The organism is Paraburkholderia sp. SEWSISQ10-3 4, from assembly GCF_030464785.1.
In the GTDB taxonomy this organism is placed as follows: Bacteria; Pseudomonadota; Gammaproteobacteria; order Burkholderiales; family Burkholderiaceae; genus Paraburkholderia; species Paraburkholderia aspalathi.
The window spans coordinates 11,938-31,677 of record NZ_JALPRI010000030.1; the positions used below are offsets into that span (position 1 = coordinate 11,938).

18 protein-coding genes are annotated in these 19,740 nt (G+C 61.4%); 3 read left to right on the forward strand and 15 right to left on the reverse strand.

Annotated features, from left to right (window positions below; genetic code table 11):
* Positions 1 to 28: 28 nt before the first annotated feature.
* The 8 genes from tssH to M0D68_RS33495 form a co-directional block, all read right to left on the reverse strand.
* On the reverse strand, positions 29 to 2,704 hold the full coding sequence (gene tssH, locus M0D68_RS33460; protein ID WP_266211721.1) for a type VI secretion system ATPase TssH: 2,676 nt from the start codon (positions 2,702 to 2,704) through the stop codon (positions 29 to 31).
* A 35-nt stretch (positions 2,705 to 2,739) separates the two neighbouring features.
* The gene (gene tssG, locus M0D68_RS33465; protein ID WP_093638448.1) at positions 2,740 to 3,834 is read right to left on the reverse strand and encodes a type VI secretion system baseplate subunit TssG; all 1,095 of its coding nucleotides are present in this window, start codon (positions 3,832 to 3,834) and stop codon (positions 2,740 to 2,742) included.
* Positions 3,798 to 5,636, reverse strand: coding sequence for a type VI secretion system baseplate subunit TssF (tssF, locus tag M0D68_RS33470; RefSeq protein ID WP_266226578.1), 1,839 nt, complete (start codon positions 5,634 to 5,636; stop codon positions 3,798 to 3,800). Before tssF ends, tssG begins: the two co-directional genes overlap by 37 nt.
* A gap of 101 nt (positions 5,637 to 5,737) precedes the next feature.
* The gene (gene tssE / locus M0D68_RS33475) at positions 5,738 to 6,217 is read right to left on the reverse strand and encodes a type VI secretion system baseplate subunit TssE (protein ID WP_054036473.1); all 480 of its coding nucleotides are present in this window, start codon (positions 6,215 to 6,217) and stop codon (positions 5,738 to 5,740) included.
* Positions 6,218 to 6,299: 82 nt separating this feature from the next.
* Positions 6,300 to 6,803, reverse strand: a complete 504-nt coding sequence (locus M0D68_RS33480) for a type VI secretion system tube protein Hcp (RefSeq protein WP_054036475.1) — start codon at positions 6,801 to 6,803, stop codon at positions 6,300 to 6,302.
* A gap of 72 nt (positions 6,804 to 6,875) precedes the next feature.
* On the reverse strand, positions 6,876 to 8,366 hold the full coding sequence (gene tssC, locus M0D68_RS33485; RefSeq protein WP_093638439.1) for a type VI secretion system contractile sheath large subunit: 1,491 nt from the start codon (positions 8,364 to 8,366) through the stop codon (positions 6,876 to 6,878).
* Between the two features lie 18 nt (positions 8,367 to 8,384).
* The gene (gene tssB / locus M0D68_RS33490; protein ID WP_266226581.1) at positions 8,385 to 8,930 is read right to left on the reverse strand and encodes a type VI secretion system contractile sheath small subunit; all 546 of its coding nucleotides are present in this window, start codon (positions 8,928 to 8,930) and stop codon (positions 8,385 to 8,387) included.
* 37 nt (positions 8,931 to 8,967) lie between these two features.
* Positions 8,968 to 9,657: a tetratricopeptide repeat protein gene (locus M0D68_RS33495; RefSeq protein WP_211703474.1), complete on the reverse strand. Its 690-nt coding sequence runs from the start codon at positions 9,655 to 9,657 to the stop codon at positions 8,968 to 8,970.
* A gap of 363 nt (positions 9,658 to 10,020) precedes the next feature.
* Here M0D68_RS33495 and tssJ point away from each other — a divergent pair, with 363 nt between their 5' ends.
* The 3 genes from tssJ (at position 10,021) to icmH (ending at position 12,878) form a co-directional block, all read left to right on the forward strand.
* Positions 10,021 to 10,647, forward strand: a complete 627-nt coding sequence (tssJ, locus tag M0D68_RS33500) for a type VI secretion system lipoprotein TssJ (protein ID WP_256458319.1) — start codon at positions 10,021 to 10,023, stop codon at positions 10,645 to 10,647.
* Positions 10,648 to 10,755: 108 nt separating this feature from the next.
* A complete protein-coding gene (tssK, locus tag M0D68_RS33505) occupies positions 10,756 to 12,102 on the forward strand; it encodes a type VI secretion system baseplate subunit TssK (RefSeq protein WP_093638429.1) in 1,347 nt (448 codons plus the stop codon).
* Complete coding sequence (icmH, locus tag M0D68_RS33510; RefSeq protein WP_093638426.1) at positions 12,099 to 12,878, forward strand: type IVB secretion system protein IcmH/DotU; 780 nt, start codon at positions 12,099 to 12,101, stop codon at positions 12,876 to 12,878. The genes tssK and icmH overlap by 4 nt, the downstream gene beginning before the upstream one ends.
* An 88-nt stretch (positions 12,879 to 12,966) precedes the next feature.
* Here icmH and M0D68_RS33515 read toward each other — a convergent pair whose 3' ends face one another.
* From M0D68_RS33515 to urtA, 7 genes are all read right to left on the reverse strand, one after another.
* Entirely contained in the window at positions 12,967 to 13,296 is a 330-nt protein-coding gene (locus M0D68_RS33515) for an FmdB family zinc ribbon protein (RefSeq protein ID WP_093638423.1), read from the reverse strand.
* A gap of 120 nt (positions 13,297 to 13,416) precedes the next feature.
* Positions 13,417 to 14,649, reverse strand: coding sequence for a formamidase (gene fmdA, locus M0D68_RS33520; protein WP_266226583.1), 1,233 nt, complete (start codon positions 14,647 to 14,649; stop codon positions 13,417 to 13,419).
* Positions 14,650 to 14,685: 36 nt separating this feature from the next.
* Positions 14,686 to 15,375: an urea ABC transporter ATP-binding subunit UrtE gene (urtE, locus tag M0D68_RS33525; protein ID WP_211703477.1), complete on the reverse strand. Its 690-nt coding sequence runs from the start codon at positions 15,373 to 15,375 to the stop codon at positions 14,686 to 14,688.
* A gap of 34 nt (positions 15,376 to 15,409) precedes the next feature.
* Positions 15,410 to 16,153, reverse strand: a complete 744-nt coding sequence (gene urtD / locus M0D68_RS33530; protein ID WP_093638417.1) for an urea ABC transporter ATP-binding protein UrtD — start codon at positions 16,151 to 16,153, stop codon at positions 15,410 to 15,412.
* Positions 16,150 to 17,313 carry an urea ABC transporter permease subunit UrtC gene (gene urtC / locus M0D68_RS33535; RefSeq protein ID WP_266226586.1) on the reverse strand — a complete coding sequence of 388 codons (1,164 nt, stop codon included), beginning with the start codon at positions 17,311 to 17,313 and terminating at the stop codon, positions 16,150 to 16,152. Before urtC ends, urtD begins: the two co-directional genes overlap by 4 nt.
* Before the next feature lie 60 nt (positions 17,314 to 17,373).
* Positions 17,374 to 18,291 carry an urea ABC transporter permease subunit UrtB gene (gene urtB / locus M0D68_RS33540; RefSeq protein WP_093638411.1) on the reverse strand — a complete coding sequence of 306 codons (918 nt, stop codon included), beginning with the start codon at positions 18,289 to 18,291 and terminating at the stop codon, positions 17,374 to 17,376.
* Positions 18,292 to 18,352: 61 nt separating this feature from the next.
* Positions 18,353 to 19,618: an urea ABC transporter substrate-binding protein gene (urtA, locus tag M0D68_RS33545; RefSeq protein WP_200653280.1), complete on the reverse strand. Its 1,266-nt coding sequence runs from the start codon at positions 19,616 to 19,618 to the stop codon at positions 18,353 to 18,355.
* Positions 19,619 to 19,740: the final 122 nt, after the last annotated feature.

Consider the following 19,740-nt stretch of genomic DNA (forward strand, 5'->3'; position numbering starts at 1 on the left):
ATTGGCAACCAGGCGGGGACTTGCCTGCTCACGCAACCGTGTATTCGAACTCGCCCGCCTCGCTCGCACGGACCGAGATGCGCTCGATCGCGGTGCCATTGGCGATGCGCTCCAGCACCTGCTGCGCGACTTCAGGCAATAGCGTGCCGTTGAGAATGTGGTCCACATTGCGCGCGCCGGAATCCACTTCGGTGCAGCGCGCCAGCACAGCGTCGACGAGCGACTCGTCCCACTCGAACACCGCCTTGTGATTCGATTCGATGCGGCGGCGAATCCGCTCCAGCTTCAAGTCGATGATTTCGGCGAGCACGTCGTCGGAGATCGGGTAGTACGGCACTACTTTCATACGGCCGAGGAACGCCGGCTTGAACGCCTTGTACAGTTGCGGGCGCAACGTCTCCGCGAGTTCGTCCGGATCGGGCAGTTCTTCGGCGCTCTTGTTCAGGCATGCCTGCATCACCGCCTGCGAGCCGACGTTCGAGGTCAGAATGATCAGCGTGTTGCGGAAATCGATCTCGCGCCCTTCGGCGTCGTCCATCGTGCCCTTGTCGAACACCTGGAAGAACATTTCCAGCACGTCGGGGTGCGCCTTTTCCACTTCGTCGAGCAGCACGACCGAATACGGATTGCGACGCACCGCTTCGGTCAGCACACCGCCCTCGCCGTAACCAACGTAGCCCGGCGGCGAACCCTTCAGGCCCGACACGCTGTGCGCCTCCTGGTACTCGCTCATATTGATCGTGACCATCTTGCGTTCGCCGCCGTACAGCACATCGGCGAGCGCCAGCGCGGTTTCAGTCTTGCCGACACCCGACGGTCCGACGAACATGAACACGCCACGCGGTTTGTTCGGATCTTCGAGACTCGCGCTGGCGGTGCGCACGCGCTGTGCAATCGCATCGAGCGCGTGGTCCTGACCGATCACACGTGCGGCCAGCAGCGGCTGCAGATTCAGCACGGTCTGGATTTCGTCCTTGATCATGCGACCGAGCGGAATGCCGGTCCATGAAGCGACGATCTCGGCGACCACGTGGCCGTCGACCTGCAATGGCACCATCGGCTGGCCGCCCTGCAAGGCATGCAATTCCGCAACACGCGTGGCCAGCGTTTCGCGCGCCTGCTGCGCCTTGTCCGCCTGCGCGGCGTCCGCGCTGCTGACGCGCGCGGCGTCGATTTCCGCGCGCAAGCCGACGATCTCCGTCACCAATGCACGCTCCTTGCCGTAGCGCGCCTCGTCTTCGGCCAGGTCTTTCACGTCTTCTTCGCGCAGGCTGCGCAGTTCCGCGAGCCGCTCGTCGTGCAACGCGCCACTCGCCACTTCGCGTTCCAGCGCCGCGATTTCGGCGTCGACGCGTTCGAGGCGTTTCTTCGTGTCGTCGATCGCGGCGGGTGTCGAGCTATGCGCGAGCGCGACTTTCGCGCAGGCGGTGTCGAGCACGCTGATCGCCTTATCCGGCAGTTGACGGCCGCTGATGTAGCGATGCGACAGACGCACTGCTTCGGTGATCGCATCGTCCAGCACGCGGACGTTGAAGTGCTTCTCCATCAACGCGGCCATGCCACGCAACATCGCCGCCGCGAGCGTCTCGTTCGGTTCTTCGATCTTTACGACCTGGAAACGCCGCGCCAGCGCCGCATCTTTCTCGAAGTATTTCTTGTATTCGCTCCACGTGGTCGCCGCGATGGTGCGCAATTCGCCTCGCGCCAAAGCCGGCTTCAGCAGATTCGCCGCATCGTTCTGCCCGGCCTGGCCACCGGCGCCGATGATCGTATGCGCTTCGTCGATAAACAGAATGATCGGATGCGGGCTCTTCTTCACCTCGTCGATCACGTTCTTCAGGCGGTTCTCGAACTCGCCTTTAACGCTCGCGCCGGCTTGCAACAAACCCATATCGAGCACGTGCAACGCGACGCCTTTCAGCGGTGCAGGTACGTCGTCAGCCGCAATGCGCAGAGCGAGGCCTTCGACTACCGCTGTTTTGCCGACACCCGCCTCGCCCGTCATGATCGGATTGTTCTGCCGGCGACGCATCAGGATGTCGATGGTCTGGCGAATCTCGCCCTCACGGCCGATCACCGGATCGATCTTGCCTTCGCGCGCACGCTGCGTGAGATTGCTCGTGTAGGTATCGAGCGCAGGGGTTTTAGAAGGTGCACCGGGTGCAGAATCAGCTGCAGCTACATCGCTCACGCCTTCCGCAGCGTTCTCTGCGGTATTGCTCCGTTCGACTTCACGCGACCCCGCGGTCATTTCGTCGAACTTGTGCTTCAGATCCGTCACCCGCACGTCGCGCAGCAACGGCGACATGCGCTCAGCAAACTGCGCGAGGTCCGGCGCCGTCAGTAACGCGAGCAGCAAATGCCCCGAGCGAATTCGTCCGATCTGCGAATCGAGCGACGCGATCAACCACGCCTGTTCAAGCAAATCGATGAGGTGCTTCGAGAAGACCGGCGTGCGCGTATTGCCGGTCTTCAAGCGCTGCAATTCGCGCTCGATGTCCGCGCGCAAAGCATGCGCGTCGACCCGGCTCGCACGCAGCGCCAGCGTGACGTCACTCGCCGGTTCATCCAGCAGCGCGAGCAGCAGATGCTCGAGGTCGACCTCATAGTGACCGCGCGCGAGACAGTTGTTCGCCGCGAGCAACGCCGCTTGCCGGCAGGTCGGATTCAGTTTGGCGATCAGGGTATTGAGGGACGTGCTCATGTCGTGCGATCCGGGTCCAGGTTCTATCGTTGTAGTCAGTGAATCACGTGCAATTCGTAGCGAGCATCCGCACGGTCACGGTCGGCTTCTCTCGTGCACAGAAATGCGTCCCAGCCGAGGCGTGCGCCGCCGCTCAGCGAGCTGGGTCCCACCTCCTTGCGGCGCAGTACCAGTGAGACCTCATATTCGAGGGTCACGCCGGCGAGCAGCGTCAACATGCGTTCGAGCGCCACGGCGCGGTCGGCGCCAGGTAAAAACGCTTCGTAGTCGGCCTTGTCGAGCGGCCCGATCACAAGCCGCGCGCGCATGTCGCGTTGCCAGACCCGCTCGCCCGCCAGCGCGGTGGCGCCGAGCGTCGCGTTGACGCCGCCAAGCACGGTCAATTGATCGCGCGGCACGTCGTACCATTTTCCGACGAACTGCTCGACGCGCACCCGCACCTTGAAGTACTCGGACAGCGTACGTTGCAGATAGGCTGCTGAAACCGGCCGGTGCCGTGCGGCCAATGCATAACCGGCAATCGCTTCGTCGAATAGCGCGCCGTCGCCGCTTTGCAGACTATTGCGCGTGTCGTCGTCGGCGACGCCTGCCAACGCGAGCAACAGCGGCAAATAACGCTCGTCGCGATCCAGTTCGTAATGAAACGGCAGCCGGTACTTCTTCCACGCCGCGTAGAAAAGCGCAGTCGCGCGATTCGAAAACACATCGAAGAATTCGCGTGCGGCCCGGTCGCGCTTGATCTGCTCGCGCGCGATGATCTGTTCGGTGTAGTGCAGCGGCAAGGCGCCCTGCCCGCCGAGCAAACCGAAAAACGCCGGCGTGATATCGACCTTGTGGAGCGAACCTGCTTCGAGCGCGGCGGTGCGTTGCGGCTTCTCTTTCAGCGCCGTGCCTTCATCGTCGTAAGACTGTGCGCTGTGAATCTCGCTAGGCGGAAACGACATCGACAGCGAATTGCGAAAGGCAATCCGCTGCGCGACGATTTCGCCGGGGCGTCCATGACTCGACGGCGTTTGTTGCGCGAACCACTTCTCGAGAATCCGCACCGCCTGAAAAAATTCGAAGCGATGCGGTTCGTCGAGAAGTTGTTCGACTACGCCAGGATCGATTCGCCGCTGCGCGGTTTGCATCGCAGAATCTCCTCGCCGGTGCGCTTCGACACGACGACCAGTTGCACAAAGCTGTTCAGATGCACGTACAGCCCGAAAAACGTGTCGATCACCCGCACGAACGATGCGAGACTCGTGCCGACGAAATGCTCTTCGTCGATCGTCAAACGAATCTCGATGCCGCGCACGAAGGTCGCAAACGGCTTGCCCGGCAACCATTGCACCGCTGCGCGCTGCTCGATGCCGACCAACCCATCGATATGCCGCGCCGACACCGCCGTGCGCCGCAAATCGTAAAGCACCAGCATTTCCTTGAGCGCCGACAGGCCGCTATTGGCGAGCGACACATGATTCAGCGCCAGATGCGAAATCAGACGCCAGTGCGAGGCGCGCCCGCGCTCGAAACGCACGCTAGGCGTCGGCCTGCGCAGCATCGTGATGCTGCCGGTCAGCGAGCCGCCTTCCAGAAACAGATCGCCACCTTCGAGACCCACGGCGAGACCGGCCGGCAAGTCGCGATTGGTACACGTCAGATCAAGACTCAGCGTATCGGTCTGCGGCGCGACCGGTTCGAAGTCGATATCGACGATCGAGATTTCGGTCTCGTAGCCGGGGCTTTTCTGCGCGACCCAATCGTTGCGTCGCGCGAACCAGTAGTGCCCTGCACGCGCCGCTTCGCCGTGATGCAGCGAATAGAACGGCCGGAATTCGATCACCGATTCTTCATGCGCCTGCTGCCGGACGAGTTTCACCGAGTCGATCGAATAGACTTCGTACGCGAATGCCCGGCGCGCTTCGGCGATCACCGGGTACGAAATCGCCTGGTGACTGATGCGGATCGGCTCGCCGTGCTGTTCGAACAGATTCACGACCGGCGTGCAGAACAAGCGGAAATGATGCGCGGACAACGAATCCAGCAAGCGCGCAACATGGGAATCGCTGCGCACTTCCTTGAGTACGATGTGCAGCGTCAGACGCTGGCAGCGGCCGCTCGCGCGGGTCATCGCCGCCAGATCGAAATCGGTGAAGTTAAATTTTTCGGGGAAAGCAAAGTATTCAGTCAGCAACCGGTACGCCGGATGCGATTTGGCCGGATAGTCGATCAGCGCATCGTCTTCCTCGAAACCGGCTTGTACGACCGGCGATTGACGCAGTTGCGTCCACACGCCGCGGCGGTCAGCTTCCACATAAGTGGCCATCGCGTTGACGAACAGGCAGTCCGCCAGTGCCGCGATAAACGACTGTTCGCCGTGCAGGTGCGTGCGCAACGTGCCGACTTTCAATGCGGAGAGATCGAGCTGCGCAGCTGTGGATTCGAACGTGATCGACACAATCGCCGTAGCGTTGCCCGGCAGAACTGTCGCGCTCGGCGCCATGGCCACCGACGTGTACTTCGCCTCCGAGATTCGGATCGGCGCCAGCGTCACGTCGTAGGCGGTCCGGAAACGGCATTGCACGCCGCGAATCGGGCGCGACTTGAGTTCGGTGCCGCGCTCGACCAGCACCGGTTCGGTCAGGTGACTAAGCGCGGCCGAGGTGCCCAACTGCGCGATCGAGCACGACGGAAACGGCCGCAGGTAGTGCGGATACAGCACTTCCAGCAGCGCTTCGGTGAATTCGGGGTAATCGTCGTCGAGCTTCTTGTTGATACGCGCGCCCAGCAGCGCGAACGATTCGATCATCCGCTCGACGTGCGGATCTTCGCAGTGCTCGCCCGACATCGCGAGGCGCGCTGCGATCTTCGGATAGCGCTCGGCGAAATCGCGCGAGTAGCGCCGCAGAAATGATAATTCGCGCTCGTAATACGGCAGCAATTCTTCCATCGATCTATCCCCGAACCTGAACCATCGCCGCCTGATCAGTCGCCACCGTTGCGCGTTAACGGTGACGACAAAGCGGTACTCAAAACACTAAAACGCAGGTACTAAAGCTTCGCGCGTGCGCGCGTCACCGAATATTGCAGCGTGGAAGGCTGCAGCATCGCATCGAAACTCACCGGTTCTTCCGCCGGGTGCACCACCAGCAACGCCTGAATCGCAAAGTTCAGCGCGTTGGTGGATTGTTCGTTCAATTCGAGCGTGACCGCCACCTGCTGCAAGCGCGGCTCATGCCGTGCGATGGCCTGTTGAATCGATTTGCAGATAAACGTGCGGTCGTAGTGACTCGCCAGGCTCAAGCCCGCGAAATCGTTCAGGCCGTACGTGAGCACCGAGCGCTGGCATTCCGGCAGCGCCGCCAGTTCGTGCTCGGTCAGGGCAATCCGGGTGTTCAGGATTGCCTCGACGTCGCGCGCAACAGTGGCCTTCAACTCGTCCAACGACAATTGCCGCATCGCCGGGGAAGCCGGCAGATGCGGTTCGTCGTCGAACAGCTTGTCGAGAAAGCTGGGTTCGAAGCGTTTCATCAGCGTCCGAAAACCGGTTCGATGCGAGGCGCGCGCGGCGGGTGTCAGCCTTTTCAGGCCGCACGCCGCGTGCGCCCCAGCATCAGACCGCGTACGTCTTGTCGTTCTTCGTCAGGCTCCACGCGCCTTGCGCGTTGCCGCCCTGGTTGCCGCCGATCTTCTGTTGCGTGTACTTCCACTGCACGGCAGCGTACTTCAGCGAGAACTGTTCGGTCGGCAGGCCTTCGCCCACCACGCTCGGCGTGGCGCTCGAGATGATCACGTACTTGAGCTTCACTTCCAGGTACTTGATGCGGTTGCCTTCGCCGTCCGAACGCATGAAGTCGATCGTCACTTCGTCGAACGTCGTGCCGCCCGATGCGTGTTGATAGATCAGCGGGCTGACCACGTCGATGTCTTTCGTGAACTGCATGTCAGCGTGCTCGCAACGCTCGGACGTGTGACCGCCCGCCGTCGAAGCGGTTGCCGAACGCGGTTGCGTAATCGAGTGGCTCCACGAATCGATTTCGATCCAGCCAGCATGATCTTTATCGGCAGACTCGCCTTTGATCGCCGGATTGCCGAATTTTAAATAGATGTCCTTCATAACTCATCGACTCCCCAAAGAGGTGGTTTTAACAGCTAACCCGTGCGGCCGGCACGGGCTTTCTGACTTCGTTTATGAATTTGCCGGTTTCGGCAGGTCAGCGACAAGCCGCAAAGAGATCGACAGCTCGTCCAGTTGAAAGTGCGGACGCAGGAACGCGACCGAACGATACGCACCAGGTTTGCCCGGAATCTCCGAGACCTGTATCGATGCCTCGCGCAGCGGGAACTGCGCTTTCTGCTCCTGAGTCGCGTTGTCGTCCAGCAGCACGTACTGCGAGATCCAACGGTTCAGGAATACTTCGACGTTCTGCGCCGATGCGAAGCTGCCGATCTTGTCGCGCATCATCGCCTTCAGGTAGTGCGCGACGCGCGATACCGAGAAGATGTACTGCAGCTGCGCGGACAGCACAGCGTTCGCATTCGCGCTATCGGTGCTGTATTTCTTGGGTTTTTGGACCGATTGCGCGGCGAAGAACGCGGCGTAGTCCGAATTCTTGCAGTGCACGAGCGGAATGAAACCGAGGTCGCTCAGTTCCTTTTCGCGGCGATCGGTAATCGCGATTTCGGTCGGGCATTTCAGCGCGACTTCGCCGTCGTCGGTCTTGAACGTGTGGGTGGGCAGGTCTTCAACCAGACCGCCGCCTTCCACGCCGCGAATCGCCGCGCACCAGCCGAAGTCGTCGAATGCAGCTGTCAGGCGGGCGGCAAATGCCCAGGCTGCGTTACACCACAGGTATTTGCTGTGATCGGTGCCGTCCACGTCTTCGACGAAGTTGAAGCCTTCCGCCGTGGCGCCGTCTTTCGGATTGAAAGGCAGTCGGCCGAGGAAACGCGGCAAGGTCAGGCCGACATAGCGCGAGTCTTCGGAGTCGCGGAACGACTTCCACTTCGCGTATTCGACGGTATCGAACACCTTGCCGAGATCGCGCGGCTTGCCGAGATCGGCAAACGTTTCGAGACCCATCAGTTCAGGCGACGCCGATGCGATGAACGGCGCATGCGCCGCGGCCGCGACATGTGCCATCTGTTCGATGAAGTACACGTCCTCCGGCTGACGCGTCACTTCGAAGTCGCCGATGATCGTGCCGAACGGCGCGCCACCAAACGTGCCGAACTCTTCTTCATATACCTTCTTGAAGAGTGCGCTCTGGTCGAATTCGATGGCGTTCTTGAAGTCGCGCACGAGGTCACGCTTCGGCGCGTGCAGCGCCTTGATTTTGACCGTCGAACCGGTATTGCTTTCCTTGCACAGGTAGTCGAGGCCGCGCCACGTGCTTTCCATGCGCTGGAATTGCGGCGCATGCATTACCGCGCTCAGTTGCGCGGAGATCAGGCGGTCGAGTTCCGCGACGCGTGCGTCGATGGTGGCTGACAGGTTGTCGGACATGACCACCGTGCCGTCGAGCACCTGGTGGACGAGCTCGCCGATCAGGTCTTTCGCGCGCGCGTGTTCGGAATCGGACTTCGCCACGCGGCTTTTCTCGACGATTTCGTCGAGCAGCGTGGATTCCGTGCCGCTCTGCACGCTGGCGAGTTGGGCTGCTGCCGTTTGCTGGTTCATCTCACACCCCGTACGTACTTATTCGCCCTGCTTGTCGTTATCCGGCGCGCCGGCGTGGTCTGCTGCGTTGCCCTGATCTTTCGCCAGCGTCTGCAGCTGCTGCGTGTTGTTGAGCACTTCGCTCAGCAGGTCCTCGAGCTTGTCGTTGCCGGCCAGCTTGTTGCGCAGGTCGGCCAGCTTCGAACGCGCATCGAGCAGACGGCGCAGCGGTTCGATCTGCGCGACCACCTCATCCGGATTGAAATCGGCCATCGACTTGAAACGCAAGTCGACTGCAAATTTGCCGCCCGCTTCGCTCAGGCGGTTTTCCACCTGAAATGCAGCGCGCGGCTCGATCGCTTTCATCACGTCGTCAAAATTGTCGCGGTCGATATTGACGAACTTGCGATCGCGCAGCTTCGGCTGCTCGACTTCGGACTGTCCTGCCAGATCGGCAACCACACCGACGACGAATGGCAGCTCCTTGATCTCGATCGCATCGCCGCGCTCAACTTCGTACGTCAGTTGAACGCGCGGAGGCCGCACTTTTTGCAAACGTTTCTGAATACTTTCTTTCTTCGCCATCGTCGGCTCCCGGATGCAGATAGGTCAGGCGTGTAGTTCAGCGCAGTGCGCTGAACGGGTCGGACGCGCCGCCGCTTTGTGCGGCTTTGGCGGGTGCTGCTGGCGCAGCCGGGGCGGCAGGCGCCGCGGGAGCCGCCGGCGTAGTGGCCGGAGCCGCTGCGCTGGTGGTGGCATCCGGCGTGTCCCCTGCTTTGCCCTTGGCGACGTGGCGAATGACGCGCTTCTTCTTCACCGCCGGCTTGTCGTTCGGGTCGGGCGGGAACAACGTGGCTTCGCCCAGTGTGTCGCGCAGTTGCTTGGCGAGCGCTTGCGCGTCCGACTTCGCATCACCCGCGAGCGACGCATCCTGACGCAGTTCGCCGAGCGATTGCGTGGCCACGCGCAGGCCGGCCACTGCCAGCACACTCTTGGCCTGACGATCCGTCTGGTCGCGCTGCAGCGCTTCTTGCGCGGCGACGATGGCCTGACCGTAATGACCCTGCGTGAACTGGATCTGCGCAATGCGCGACCACGGTTCTTCACGGGTCGGATCGGATTTTGACAATTGCTGATAAAGCGAGATGGCGCGATCCTGATCACCGCCCTTGGCGACGGTATCCGCGTCCGCGAGTTGCTTATTAAAAGCCTCCGGTGTGGTCGCTGTGTTGTTGCCCTGTGTCGCGCAACCGGCAATCACGCCGCATGCCAACACTACCCCAGATAGTTTTACTAACAGACGCTCATTCATCGTTTTTCACCGACGTGCGATTTTTTTAATTCAAGGAGAAACCGGAGTTTTGCTTTGCTTCAACTGCGCGGGTATAGTACAGGCCAATTTTCGATAATTCAACTTTCGTGTGAAGAAGCATTGCACAAAAAAAATGCATGCGGATGATTTAAAGGAAGCATGCAGAAATTGTTTCCTGTCGCAATAGCGGCATTGCGGGGAGCGGAAAAAATTTCCGCACACCGGTCTGCCAACACGCAAGTGTCATAGAACAATGCGCTTTGCATAAAGCGGCATTACGCGGCATAACGTTGCTGCAAATTTGCCGGATTGAATTCGTTATTGATGTTTTGACGGGGGACGGCGCTGAGCCGGTCGATGTATATGAATTCGCGTCTTGTTCGCCATGCATCGCTATTGATTGCCAGCGCCGCCGTGTGCGCATTGCTGGGCGGCTGCGCGGCCGCCGTACCGGCGCTGGGAGCCGCTGCCAACGCGGTTTTGCAGGCGAGCGGTCTCGGCAAGCCCGACGTACCGGACGCGCAAAAGCCACCACGTAATGTCGGCCTCACGTTATACGCCGCGCCGAATCTGAATTCCGCCAATGACAATCGCCCATTGGCGCTGGTGGTGCGGCTTTACGTGCTGAAAGACCCCACTTCATTCCAGCAGGCGCCATTCGACGCCTTTACCGATCCCGCCAAGGAAAAGACCGTACTGGGCGGCGATCTGCTGGGCGTACGCGAAGTGACGCTGATCCCCGGTCAACGTTACGTCGTCACCGAAAAAGTCTCGCGTGAAGCGCAGGCATTCGGTATCGTCGCTCTATTCCGCGATCCGGCCATGCAGCGTTGGAAATTCGCCTTCGACCCGGCGAAGTCGGAGAAATCCGGCATAATGATCGGCCTGCATAACTGTGCAATGACGGTGACCAACGGCACTGTGATCCCGCCAGAACAGGGATTGCCCGCCCAGCCGCTGAATATGCTTTCTTCGGTAAGCTGTGGCTAAAGATGCCGTGCAAATACGATTTAACAGTTTTTAGAGAATTAACAATGCGGCGTTCGAATCGTTTATCTCCGGACGCGTCACACGCTGAACGCATATAACAGGTTTGAGATGAGTTATTCAGCAAAAGTGCTCTGGGGGGAAGGCCTGTTTCTGAGGCCGCAGCATTTTCAGCGTCAGGACGCCTATCACGAGGCGCGCCTGTTCGAATCGATCCAAGCGATCCAGCCGTACAACTGGGGCGTGCGTTCGGCGCGCTTCGACCGTGACGCGCTCGGCAGCAACGTGCTGCGCGTGAGCGAACTCTCACTGGTGTTTCCGGACGGCGCGCTCTACTCCGCACCGCAAGCCGACGGCCTGCCACCGCCGATCGCGCTCGACACGCTGCCAGACGGCATCAACGAATTTACCTTTTATCTCGCGCTGCATCCGTTGCGCGAAGCCGGCGCGAACTATTCACAAGATAGCAATGCGGGTTTCGTATCGCGTTACGTCAGCGAGCAAACACCGGTGGCCGATCATTTCACCGACGCCGCTGAAGCCGACATCACCTTCCTGAAGACCAGCGTCAAACTCATTGCGCATAGCGAGCCGCGCGACCAGTTGCTCTCGGTGCCGCTCGTGCGCGTGCGCCGCACCGCCACCTCGGGTTTTGAAATCGACGACACGTTCGTGCCTCCCTGCCTCGCGATCGACGCGTCGCCGATCCTGCACCAACGGCTGCGTCAACTGATCGACGCGCTGCAGGCCAAGGTCAACGCACTGTATGGTTTTCACCGCGAGCCGACCAAGAACATCATCGAGTTCCGCTCGGGCGACATCGCGTCGTTCTGGCTGCTGCACACCGCCAGCGCCGCGTTTGCTTCGCTCGCGCATCTGTATCAGCATTCGGCGCTGCATCCTGAGCGCCTGTTCCAGGAATTGCTGCGCCTGGCCGGCCAACTGATGACGTTTTCGAAGGGCTATGCGCTGTCCGATCTGCCGGCCTACCGGCATGACGATCCGGGCCCTGGCTTTGCGCGTCTCGACACGATCCTGCGCGATCTGCTCGAAACGGTGATCTCCACGCGTTACTTCGCGATCGCACTCGAAGAAGTGCGCCCCTCGTTCCATGCGGGCCGCCTCGACTCGGGCAAGATCGACGACAAAACGATGTTCTACATCGCGGTGTCCGCGGACATGCCGACCGCCGAACTCGTCGAAGCCGTACCCGCCCGCTTCAAGGTCGGCGCGCCGGACGACGTCGACAAGCTGGTGCTTTCGGCCATGCCGGGCGTGCGCCTCGTCTACACGCCGCAAGTGCCGCCCGCCATTCCGGTGCGGCCGGGCGCATGCTACTTCTCTTGCGAATCGCGCGGCGCATTGTATGACCGCATGTTGCAGGCCCAATCGGCAATGATCTACGCGCCGTCGGGCATCAACGATCTTCAACTCGAACTGATCGCCGTCACATCATGAGCTACGCGCCTTCCCTGTTTGGCGGCAGCACGCCTGCCGCGACGCCCGCCCCCATGACCGAGCCGAGCTATCAGGTCCGCTCGCTGCTCGATCTGCTGTACGACGGCTTCTTCATGCTGTTTCTGTTGAAGAACGGCCGCGAGCCCGGCGACGCGCACGAATTCAGCCAGCGTATCCAGCAGTTTCTCGGCGACTTCGAGCGCGGCGCGAAAAAGCTCAATGCGTCGGCGGAAGATGTCTACGCGTCCAAGTTTGCGTTCTGCGCGGCCATCGACGAATCGGTGTTGTCGTCGACCTTCAAGATCCGCACGGAATGGGAGCGCCGGCCGTTGCAACTGGTGCTGTTCGGCGAGCAACTGGCTGGCGAGAAATTCTTCCAGTATCTGGAGGAATGCCGTGCGCAGGGCGCTGCGCGCTTGCAGTCGCTCGAAGTGTTCCACATGTGCCTGCTGCTCGGCTTCCAGGGCAAGTATCTGCTCGAAGGACCGGAGAAGCTCGCCTATCTGACCGCGCGCATCGGCGACGAAATCGCGCATATGAAGGGCAAGCGCGCACCGTTCGCGCCGCATTGGCCGCTGCCGGATCAGGTCGCGCACCGGCTCAAGCGCGAGGTGCCGTTGTGGTCGATCGGCGCGGTGTTCGCGCTGGTTGGGCTGCTCGCCTATCTCGGGCTGAACACCTACCTGAAAGATCAGACGTTGCGCACGCTCGCTCCGTATTCGCAGGTGGTCAAACTCGGCCCGCAATCGGCCACGTTGACGATTTCGCTGCCTTAGAACGTTAAGGGACCCCTTGTGTCCGGTCGCGTTGGCACCGCGACGTCGCTAATAAACCGCTGCCCGGAGCACAGCCCTGTATGACGGGTCAGTGGCTGATCATCCACGGCCGGCCGCCAGGATTGGTCTTGAGGCCGCCTTGGGTCGTCGCACCCGCGGACGCCTTCGACCCGCACCCGCACCCCGGCCCATGACGATGCGTGTATTCGCCCGAACGCTGGGGCGCATGTGCGGAGCGTTCGTTAGTCTGGTGACCGGCACGCGCGGCCGTCGACATCAGCGACAACGCCGGCAGGCTCAGCATGCGCTGCGCCGGTGCGGTGCAAGTAGGACACGCGCAAGCCGTATCGCGTTCGGCGACGCGGCGTATCGCGGCAAAGGGGCCGCAGGTATCGCAACGGTAATCGTAAGTCGGCATCGTGCTGCCCTCTAAAGATCGGTGGATCGGTATTTACATCGCCCGCATGTCGGATGGCCGCCGTACTGGTTGCGCGGCGGCCTCGGCACGCGCTATCGCGCCCGCTCGATAAGACACGCGTCAGACCAGATCCCGCGACAACGGCAGATCCACCCCACCCGCAATGTGCCTGACCGGCCCGGCCGAACTCGGCCGGATATCGAAGTCGAAGATCTGCGTAGGCAACCACAGCGTGGCGCACGCATTCGGCACATCGACCACGCCGCTGATATGCCCTTGTACAGGCGCAGTACCAAGAATCGAATAGGCCTGTGCGCGTGAATAGCCGAACTTCGTCAGATATTCAATCGCGTTCAGGCAAGCCTGCCGGTATGCGATATGCACGTCCAGGTAGTGCTGTTTGCCCTGCTCATCGACCGAGATACCTTCAAAAATCAGGTAGTCGTTGTAGTTCGGTGTGATCGGGCTCGGTTTGAAGATCGGATTCCTGATGCCGTACTTCGCCATGCCGCCCTTGATCAGCTCGACTTTCATATGCACCCAGCCGGCCATTTCGATCGCGCCGCAGAAAGTGATTTCGCCGTCGCCCTGACTGAAGTGCAGGTCGCCGACCGATAGGCCCGCGCCGTCGACATACACAGGGAAATACACCTTCGAGCCTCGCGACAAATCCTTGATGTCGCAATTGCCGCCATGCTCACGCGGCGGCACGGTGCGCGCCCCTTCGGCAGCAGCTTTGGCGTGAGCGTCGCCGGCGAGTCGGCCCATGTGCGCCGTCGCCGCGAACGGCGGATTGGCGAGGCCGGGCACGCGTTGCGGGTCCGTTGCGATCAGCGCCGCCTCGCGTTCATTCCACGTCGCCAGCATCTTCGGATCGGGCAGGCACCCGATCAGCCCCGGGTGAATCAGCCCCGCGAAGTTCACGCCGGGAATATGCCGCGAACTGGTGTAGAGACCATGAAAGTCCCAGATCGACTTTTGCGCCTGCGGGAAATGGTCGGTCAGGAAGCCGCCGCCGTTCTTCTTCGAGAAGAAGCCGTTGAAACCCCACTGGCTTTCCTGCTTGGCGCCGATATCGAGCAGATCGACCACCAGCAGATCGCCCGGCTCCGCACCCTTGACGCCGACCGGTCCCGACAGAAAGTGCACGATCGACAGGTCGATATCGCGCACGTCGTCAGCGCTATCGTTGTTCTTGATGAAACCGCCGGTCCAATCGTAGGTTTCGAGAATGAAATCGTCGCCGGGATTGACCCAGCAGGCCATCGGGATGTCCGGGTGCCAGCGGTTGTGGACGTTTTCGTTGTCGTAGGCCGACTGTTTCAGGTCGACCTTGATTAGCGTTTCAGCCATTGCAAACCCTCCTCCAGGAAATGACAGACAGTCGGCTCACACCGACAGGTATTCGCGAATCTTTGCGGAGTCGACGGCGCTGCGCGGACTCTCGTGCACGAGCCGGCCGCCTTCGATGACGAACAGCCGATCCGCGACGTCGAGCGCAAAACTCAGCACCTGCTCCGATACGACGATCGTGATATCGCGCAGCTTGCGGATCTCGTTCAATGCTTTGGCAATGTCCTTGATGATCGACGGCTGGATGCCCTCGGTCGGCTCGTCAAGCAACAACACTTTGGGCTGGGTGACGAGTGCGCGGGCAATCGCCAGTTGTTGCTGCTGGCCGCCGGACAGGTTGCCGCCCTTGCGGGTGCGCATGTCGTAAAGCACTGGGAACAGTGCGTAGATCTCCTCGGGTACCGTCTTCGTGGGGGCATTCTCGAGACCGGTCTGGATATTCTCTTCGACACTCAGCGTGGCGAAAATCTGCCGGCCTTGCGGCACATAGGCGATGCCTTTGGCGACCCGTCGGAAACTCTCGTCACGCGACACCTCCTCACCGTCTACCTGCACCGAACCTGCCTTAAGCGGCAAAATGCCGATCAGCGACTTGAACAGCGTGGTCTTGCCCATGCCGTTGCGTCCCATGATCGCCACGGTTTCGTTGTGGGCGGCGTTGAAGCTGATGCCATGCAGCGCTTCACTCTGGCCGTAACTGACGAATACGTCGTCGACATTCAACATGCTGGGCTCCTCCGTGAACGACTCGATAGCCGGCTCAGTGGCCGAGATAAACGTCGATGACGCGCGGATCCGCCTGCACCTGTTCCATCGCCCCTTCGGCGAGAATCTTTCCCTGGTGCATCACGGTGACCTTGTGGGCGATCTGCGCGACAAACGCCATATCATGCTCAATCACGATCATCGAGCGGTTCTGGCAGATCCGTTTGAGCAGCTCGGCCGTAACCTCGCGCTCGCGCACGCTCATGCCGGCAATCGGCTCGTCGAGCATCAGCAGTTCCGGCTCCTGCATCAGCAACATACCGATTTCCAGCCACTGCTTCTGCCCGTGCGACAGCAGCCCGGCCTCGAGATCGAGCTGGTTTTCAAGGCCGATTTCACCGGCCACGCTGCGCACGCGATCGAGCACATCGCTGGTGCGCCGGAACGTCAGCGCGCCAAAGACGCCCCGCCCGCGCGGGAACGACACCTCGAGGTTCTGGAACACCGAGAGGTTTTCGTATATCGACGGCGTCTGGAACTTGCGGCCAATCCCTTTGCGCACGCGGCGAAACTCCGGCAGCCGCGTCATCTCCTCGTTGCGAAACTTGATGCTGCCTTCGCTCGCTCGCGTCTTGCCGCAGATCAGATCGAGCAGCGTCGTCTTGCCCGCGCCGTTCGGCCCGATCACCACGCGCAACTCGCCGCGATCGACATACAGGTTCAACGAATCGATGGCCTTGAAACCATCGAACGACACGCTCAGGCCTTCGACGGCCAGCACGAAATCGGTATTGCTCATGAAGCGCTCCTTGCGCCGAGGCGCGCGAGCCATGGTTTGACGTGGCTGTCGTAGAGACCCGCCAGCCCGTTCGGAAACGCCATCACGACGCCGATGAAGAGCGCGGCCATCAGGAACAGCCACAGGTTCGGGAAACTCTCCGAGAACCACGTCTTGCCGAGGTTGACGAGCACCGCGCCGTAGACCGCGCCCACCAGCGACATGCGCCCGCCCACCGCGGCGTAGATCACCATCTCGATGGACGGCACGATGCCCACGAACGACGGCGACATGAAACCGACCTGCAGCGTGAACATCGCCCCGCCGACCGCCGCGAGCACAGCGGCGATGCAAAACGCGAACACCTTGAACATGGCGACGTCGTAGCCGGAGAAGCGCACCCGGTCCTCCTTGTCGCGCATTGCGAGCAGCAAGGTGCCGAGCTTGCTGCGCTGGATCTGCCGGCAGCAGACAATGGCGACGAGCAGCAGCACCGCGTTGACGAAGTACAGGATCAGCTTTGCTCCATCGCCGCGAATATCCCAGCCGAGCAGCGTGCGCAGATCGGTGATGCCGTTCACGCCACCGCTATAGCCCTGTTGGCCGATGATCAGCACCGACAGGATCAACGCCACCGCCTGCGTGATGATCGCGAAGTAGACGCCACCCACGCGCCGCTTGAACATCGCGAAGCCGACCACGAACGCGAGCGCGCACGGCACGGCCAGTACCGCCGCCAGCGCAAACGGCAGCGAATGAAACGGCTTCCACCAGAACGGCAAGGCGGTCAACTGATTCCAGTCCATGAAGTCGGGAATGCCCGGCGTCGACTGGATCTTTGTGCTGATCGGGTCCGAAGCTTCGAGCTTCAGAAACATCGCCATGCAGTAGCCGCCGAGGCCGAAAAACACGCCCTGCCCGAGGCTCAACACACCGCCGTAACCCCACGCCATGACGAGCCCAACGGCGACGAACGCGTAGGTCAGATACTTGCCCATCAGGTTCAGGCGGAACACATCGAGCGCGAGTGGAAACACCACGAGGATCAGCAGTGCCAGCACGACGATGCTGCCGTAGCCATCGCCCGTCAGCCAGCGCTTCAGCGCGTGGCGCAAGCCGGCGCGGCCCGCGGCTGGGTCCGGCGCGACGGACGCGCCGGCGGAAGGGTTCAGCTGGTCCATATTCGTTTCTCCGGGCTGAAGCGATTGAAAGAGCCGTTCAGTGACGCAGTCGATGAATACTCAGGCACGGCGCACCTTCGAAGCGAAGAGCCCTTGCGGCCGCAACATCAGCACAACGACGATGGTGAGCAGCGTCACCACACGAGCCGATGAGCCGGTCATGAAGAATTCGCTGATCGACTGCATCTGCGCGATGCCGAACGCGGACGCCACCGTGCCGAGCAAACTCGCCGCGCCGCCGAACGTCACCACCAGAAACGAATCGACGATGTAGAGTGACCCGCTGGTCGGCCCCGTCGAGCCGATCGCCGTGAACGCCGCGCCCGCCACGCCCGCGATCCCGCAGCCGATCGCGAAGGTCAACCGGTCGGTCTTGCGGGTATCGATGCCAGCCGCGTTCGCCATCTGCCGGTTCGCGACGGTGGCGCGCACGCGTAGTCCCCAGCGCGAGCGATACAGCGCCAGCAGTACGCCGCCGGTCATCAGCACCGCGAGGCTCATCACGAACAATCCGTTGATCGGGATGTCGAGACCCGGCTTCGGCGACCATGAACCCATCAGCCAGTCCGGCAGCGTGGGGCTCACCTCCTTCGGGCCGAACACCGAGCGAAACACCTGTTGCATCCCGAGGCTCAGGCCCCAGGTCGCCAGCAACGTGTCGAGCGGACGCCGGTACAGGTGGCGGATCAGCGCCCACTCCGCCACCCAGCCTGCCGCGAACGCCAGCACGAAGGCCGCGCAGATCGCGATCGGAAAGTACACCGGCGCGTAGCCATGCCAATAGTTGTCGGCCAGTTGCGAGAACATGTAGATCGTGTACGCGCCAATCGTCATGAACTCGCCATGCGCCATGTTGATGACGCCCATCTGGCCGAAGATCACCGCCAGCCCCAGCCCCATAAGCAGCAGCACACTGAACAGGCTCAGGCCGGCAAAGCCCTGCATCAGCGTGACGTTAAGAATGTCTGAAGCCGACATGACTCTCTCCTCGAAATAATCCGCGCGCGCTCACGTGGCGGCAGCGCGGCTGATTCGCGTTTCACTGATAACCCTTGGGGAACGGGTTCGGCTCGATCAGATCGGGCGACTCGGCCACCACCTTGAACTGGCCGTCCGCCTGCGCCTGACCGATGCGTGTGCGGCTCCACAAGTGATGGTTTGCATGGATCTTCACGTAGCCTTCCGGCGCGCTCTTCAACTCGATGCCGGGCGATGCGGCGACGACCTTGTCGACGTCGAAGCTGCCGGCCTTTTCCACCGCCGCTTTCCACAGCCATGGACCGAGATAGGCGGCCTGGGTGACGTCGCCGATCACCGACTTCGGTCCGTACTTGGCCTTGAACGCCGCGACGAATTTCTTGTTGTTGTCGTTATCGAGCGATTCGAAATACTTCATCGCCGAATAGAAGCCCGCGACGTTTTCGCCGCCGATCCCAAGCACTTCGTCCTCGGTCACCGAGATGGTCAGCAGGAACTGCTTGTCCGCAGTGATGCCGGCCGCTTTCAGTTGCTTGTAGAACGCCACGTTGGAGCCGCCAACGATGATCGCGTAGATGCAATCGGGCTTGGCGATCTTGATCTTGTTGATCAACGAGTTGAAGTTAGTGGTGCCGAGCGGGTAATACTCTTCGCCGACTACCTTGCAACCGCTCAGATGCTGCTCGATATGCTTGCGCGCAATCTTGTTCGACGTGCGCGGCCAGATATAGTCGGAGCCGATCAGGAAGAAGCTCTTCGCCTTCTTCGTCTGGTTCGCCCAGTTCAGCCCCCAGAGAATCTGCTGGGTCGCTTCCTGCCCGGTGTAGAACACGTTCTTCGATTGCTCGAGCCCTTCGTAGAAAGTCGGGTAGTACAAGAGGCCGTTATCGCGTTCGAAGATCGGCAACACGGCTTTGCGCGACGCCGACGTCCAGCAACCGAATACGGCCGCCACGTGATCGTTTTCGAGCAGCTTCTTCGACTTCTCCGCGAAGGTCGGCCAATCGGACGCGCCGTCTTCCTGAATGATCTTGATCTGACGGCCGAGAATGCCGCCTGCTGCGTTGATCTGCTCGATCGCGAGACGCTCCGCCTGAATCGAGCCGGTTTCGGAGATCGCCATCGTGCCGGTTGCCGAGTGCAACTGGCCGACTGTCACTTCCGTATCGGTCACCGCGAGGTGCGTGGTGTTGACCTTCGCGGTCGGATACTGCTGGGCCCGTGCGACACCGGAGATGGCGAGCGCGGGCGCGGCGGCGAGGCCCATCAAGAGTTTGCGGCGCAGCGCCGAAGGCATGCCAGACTCGTTCTGGTCGTCGTGTGACATCGAATTCTCCTTGTGGTCGTAGTCGGGCGACCCGCGCTGGGAACCGGCTGGCGGTGTCGACGGAACGAAAGGTAGGTAGCCAATTTGCGCGGCCCAATACGTCAGTTGACGTAGGGCGCGGT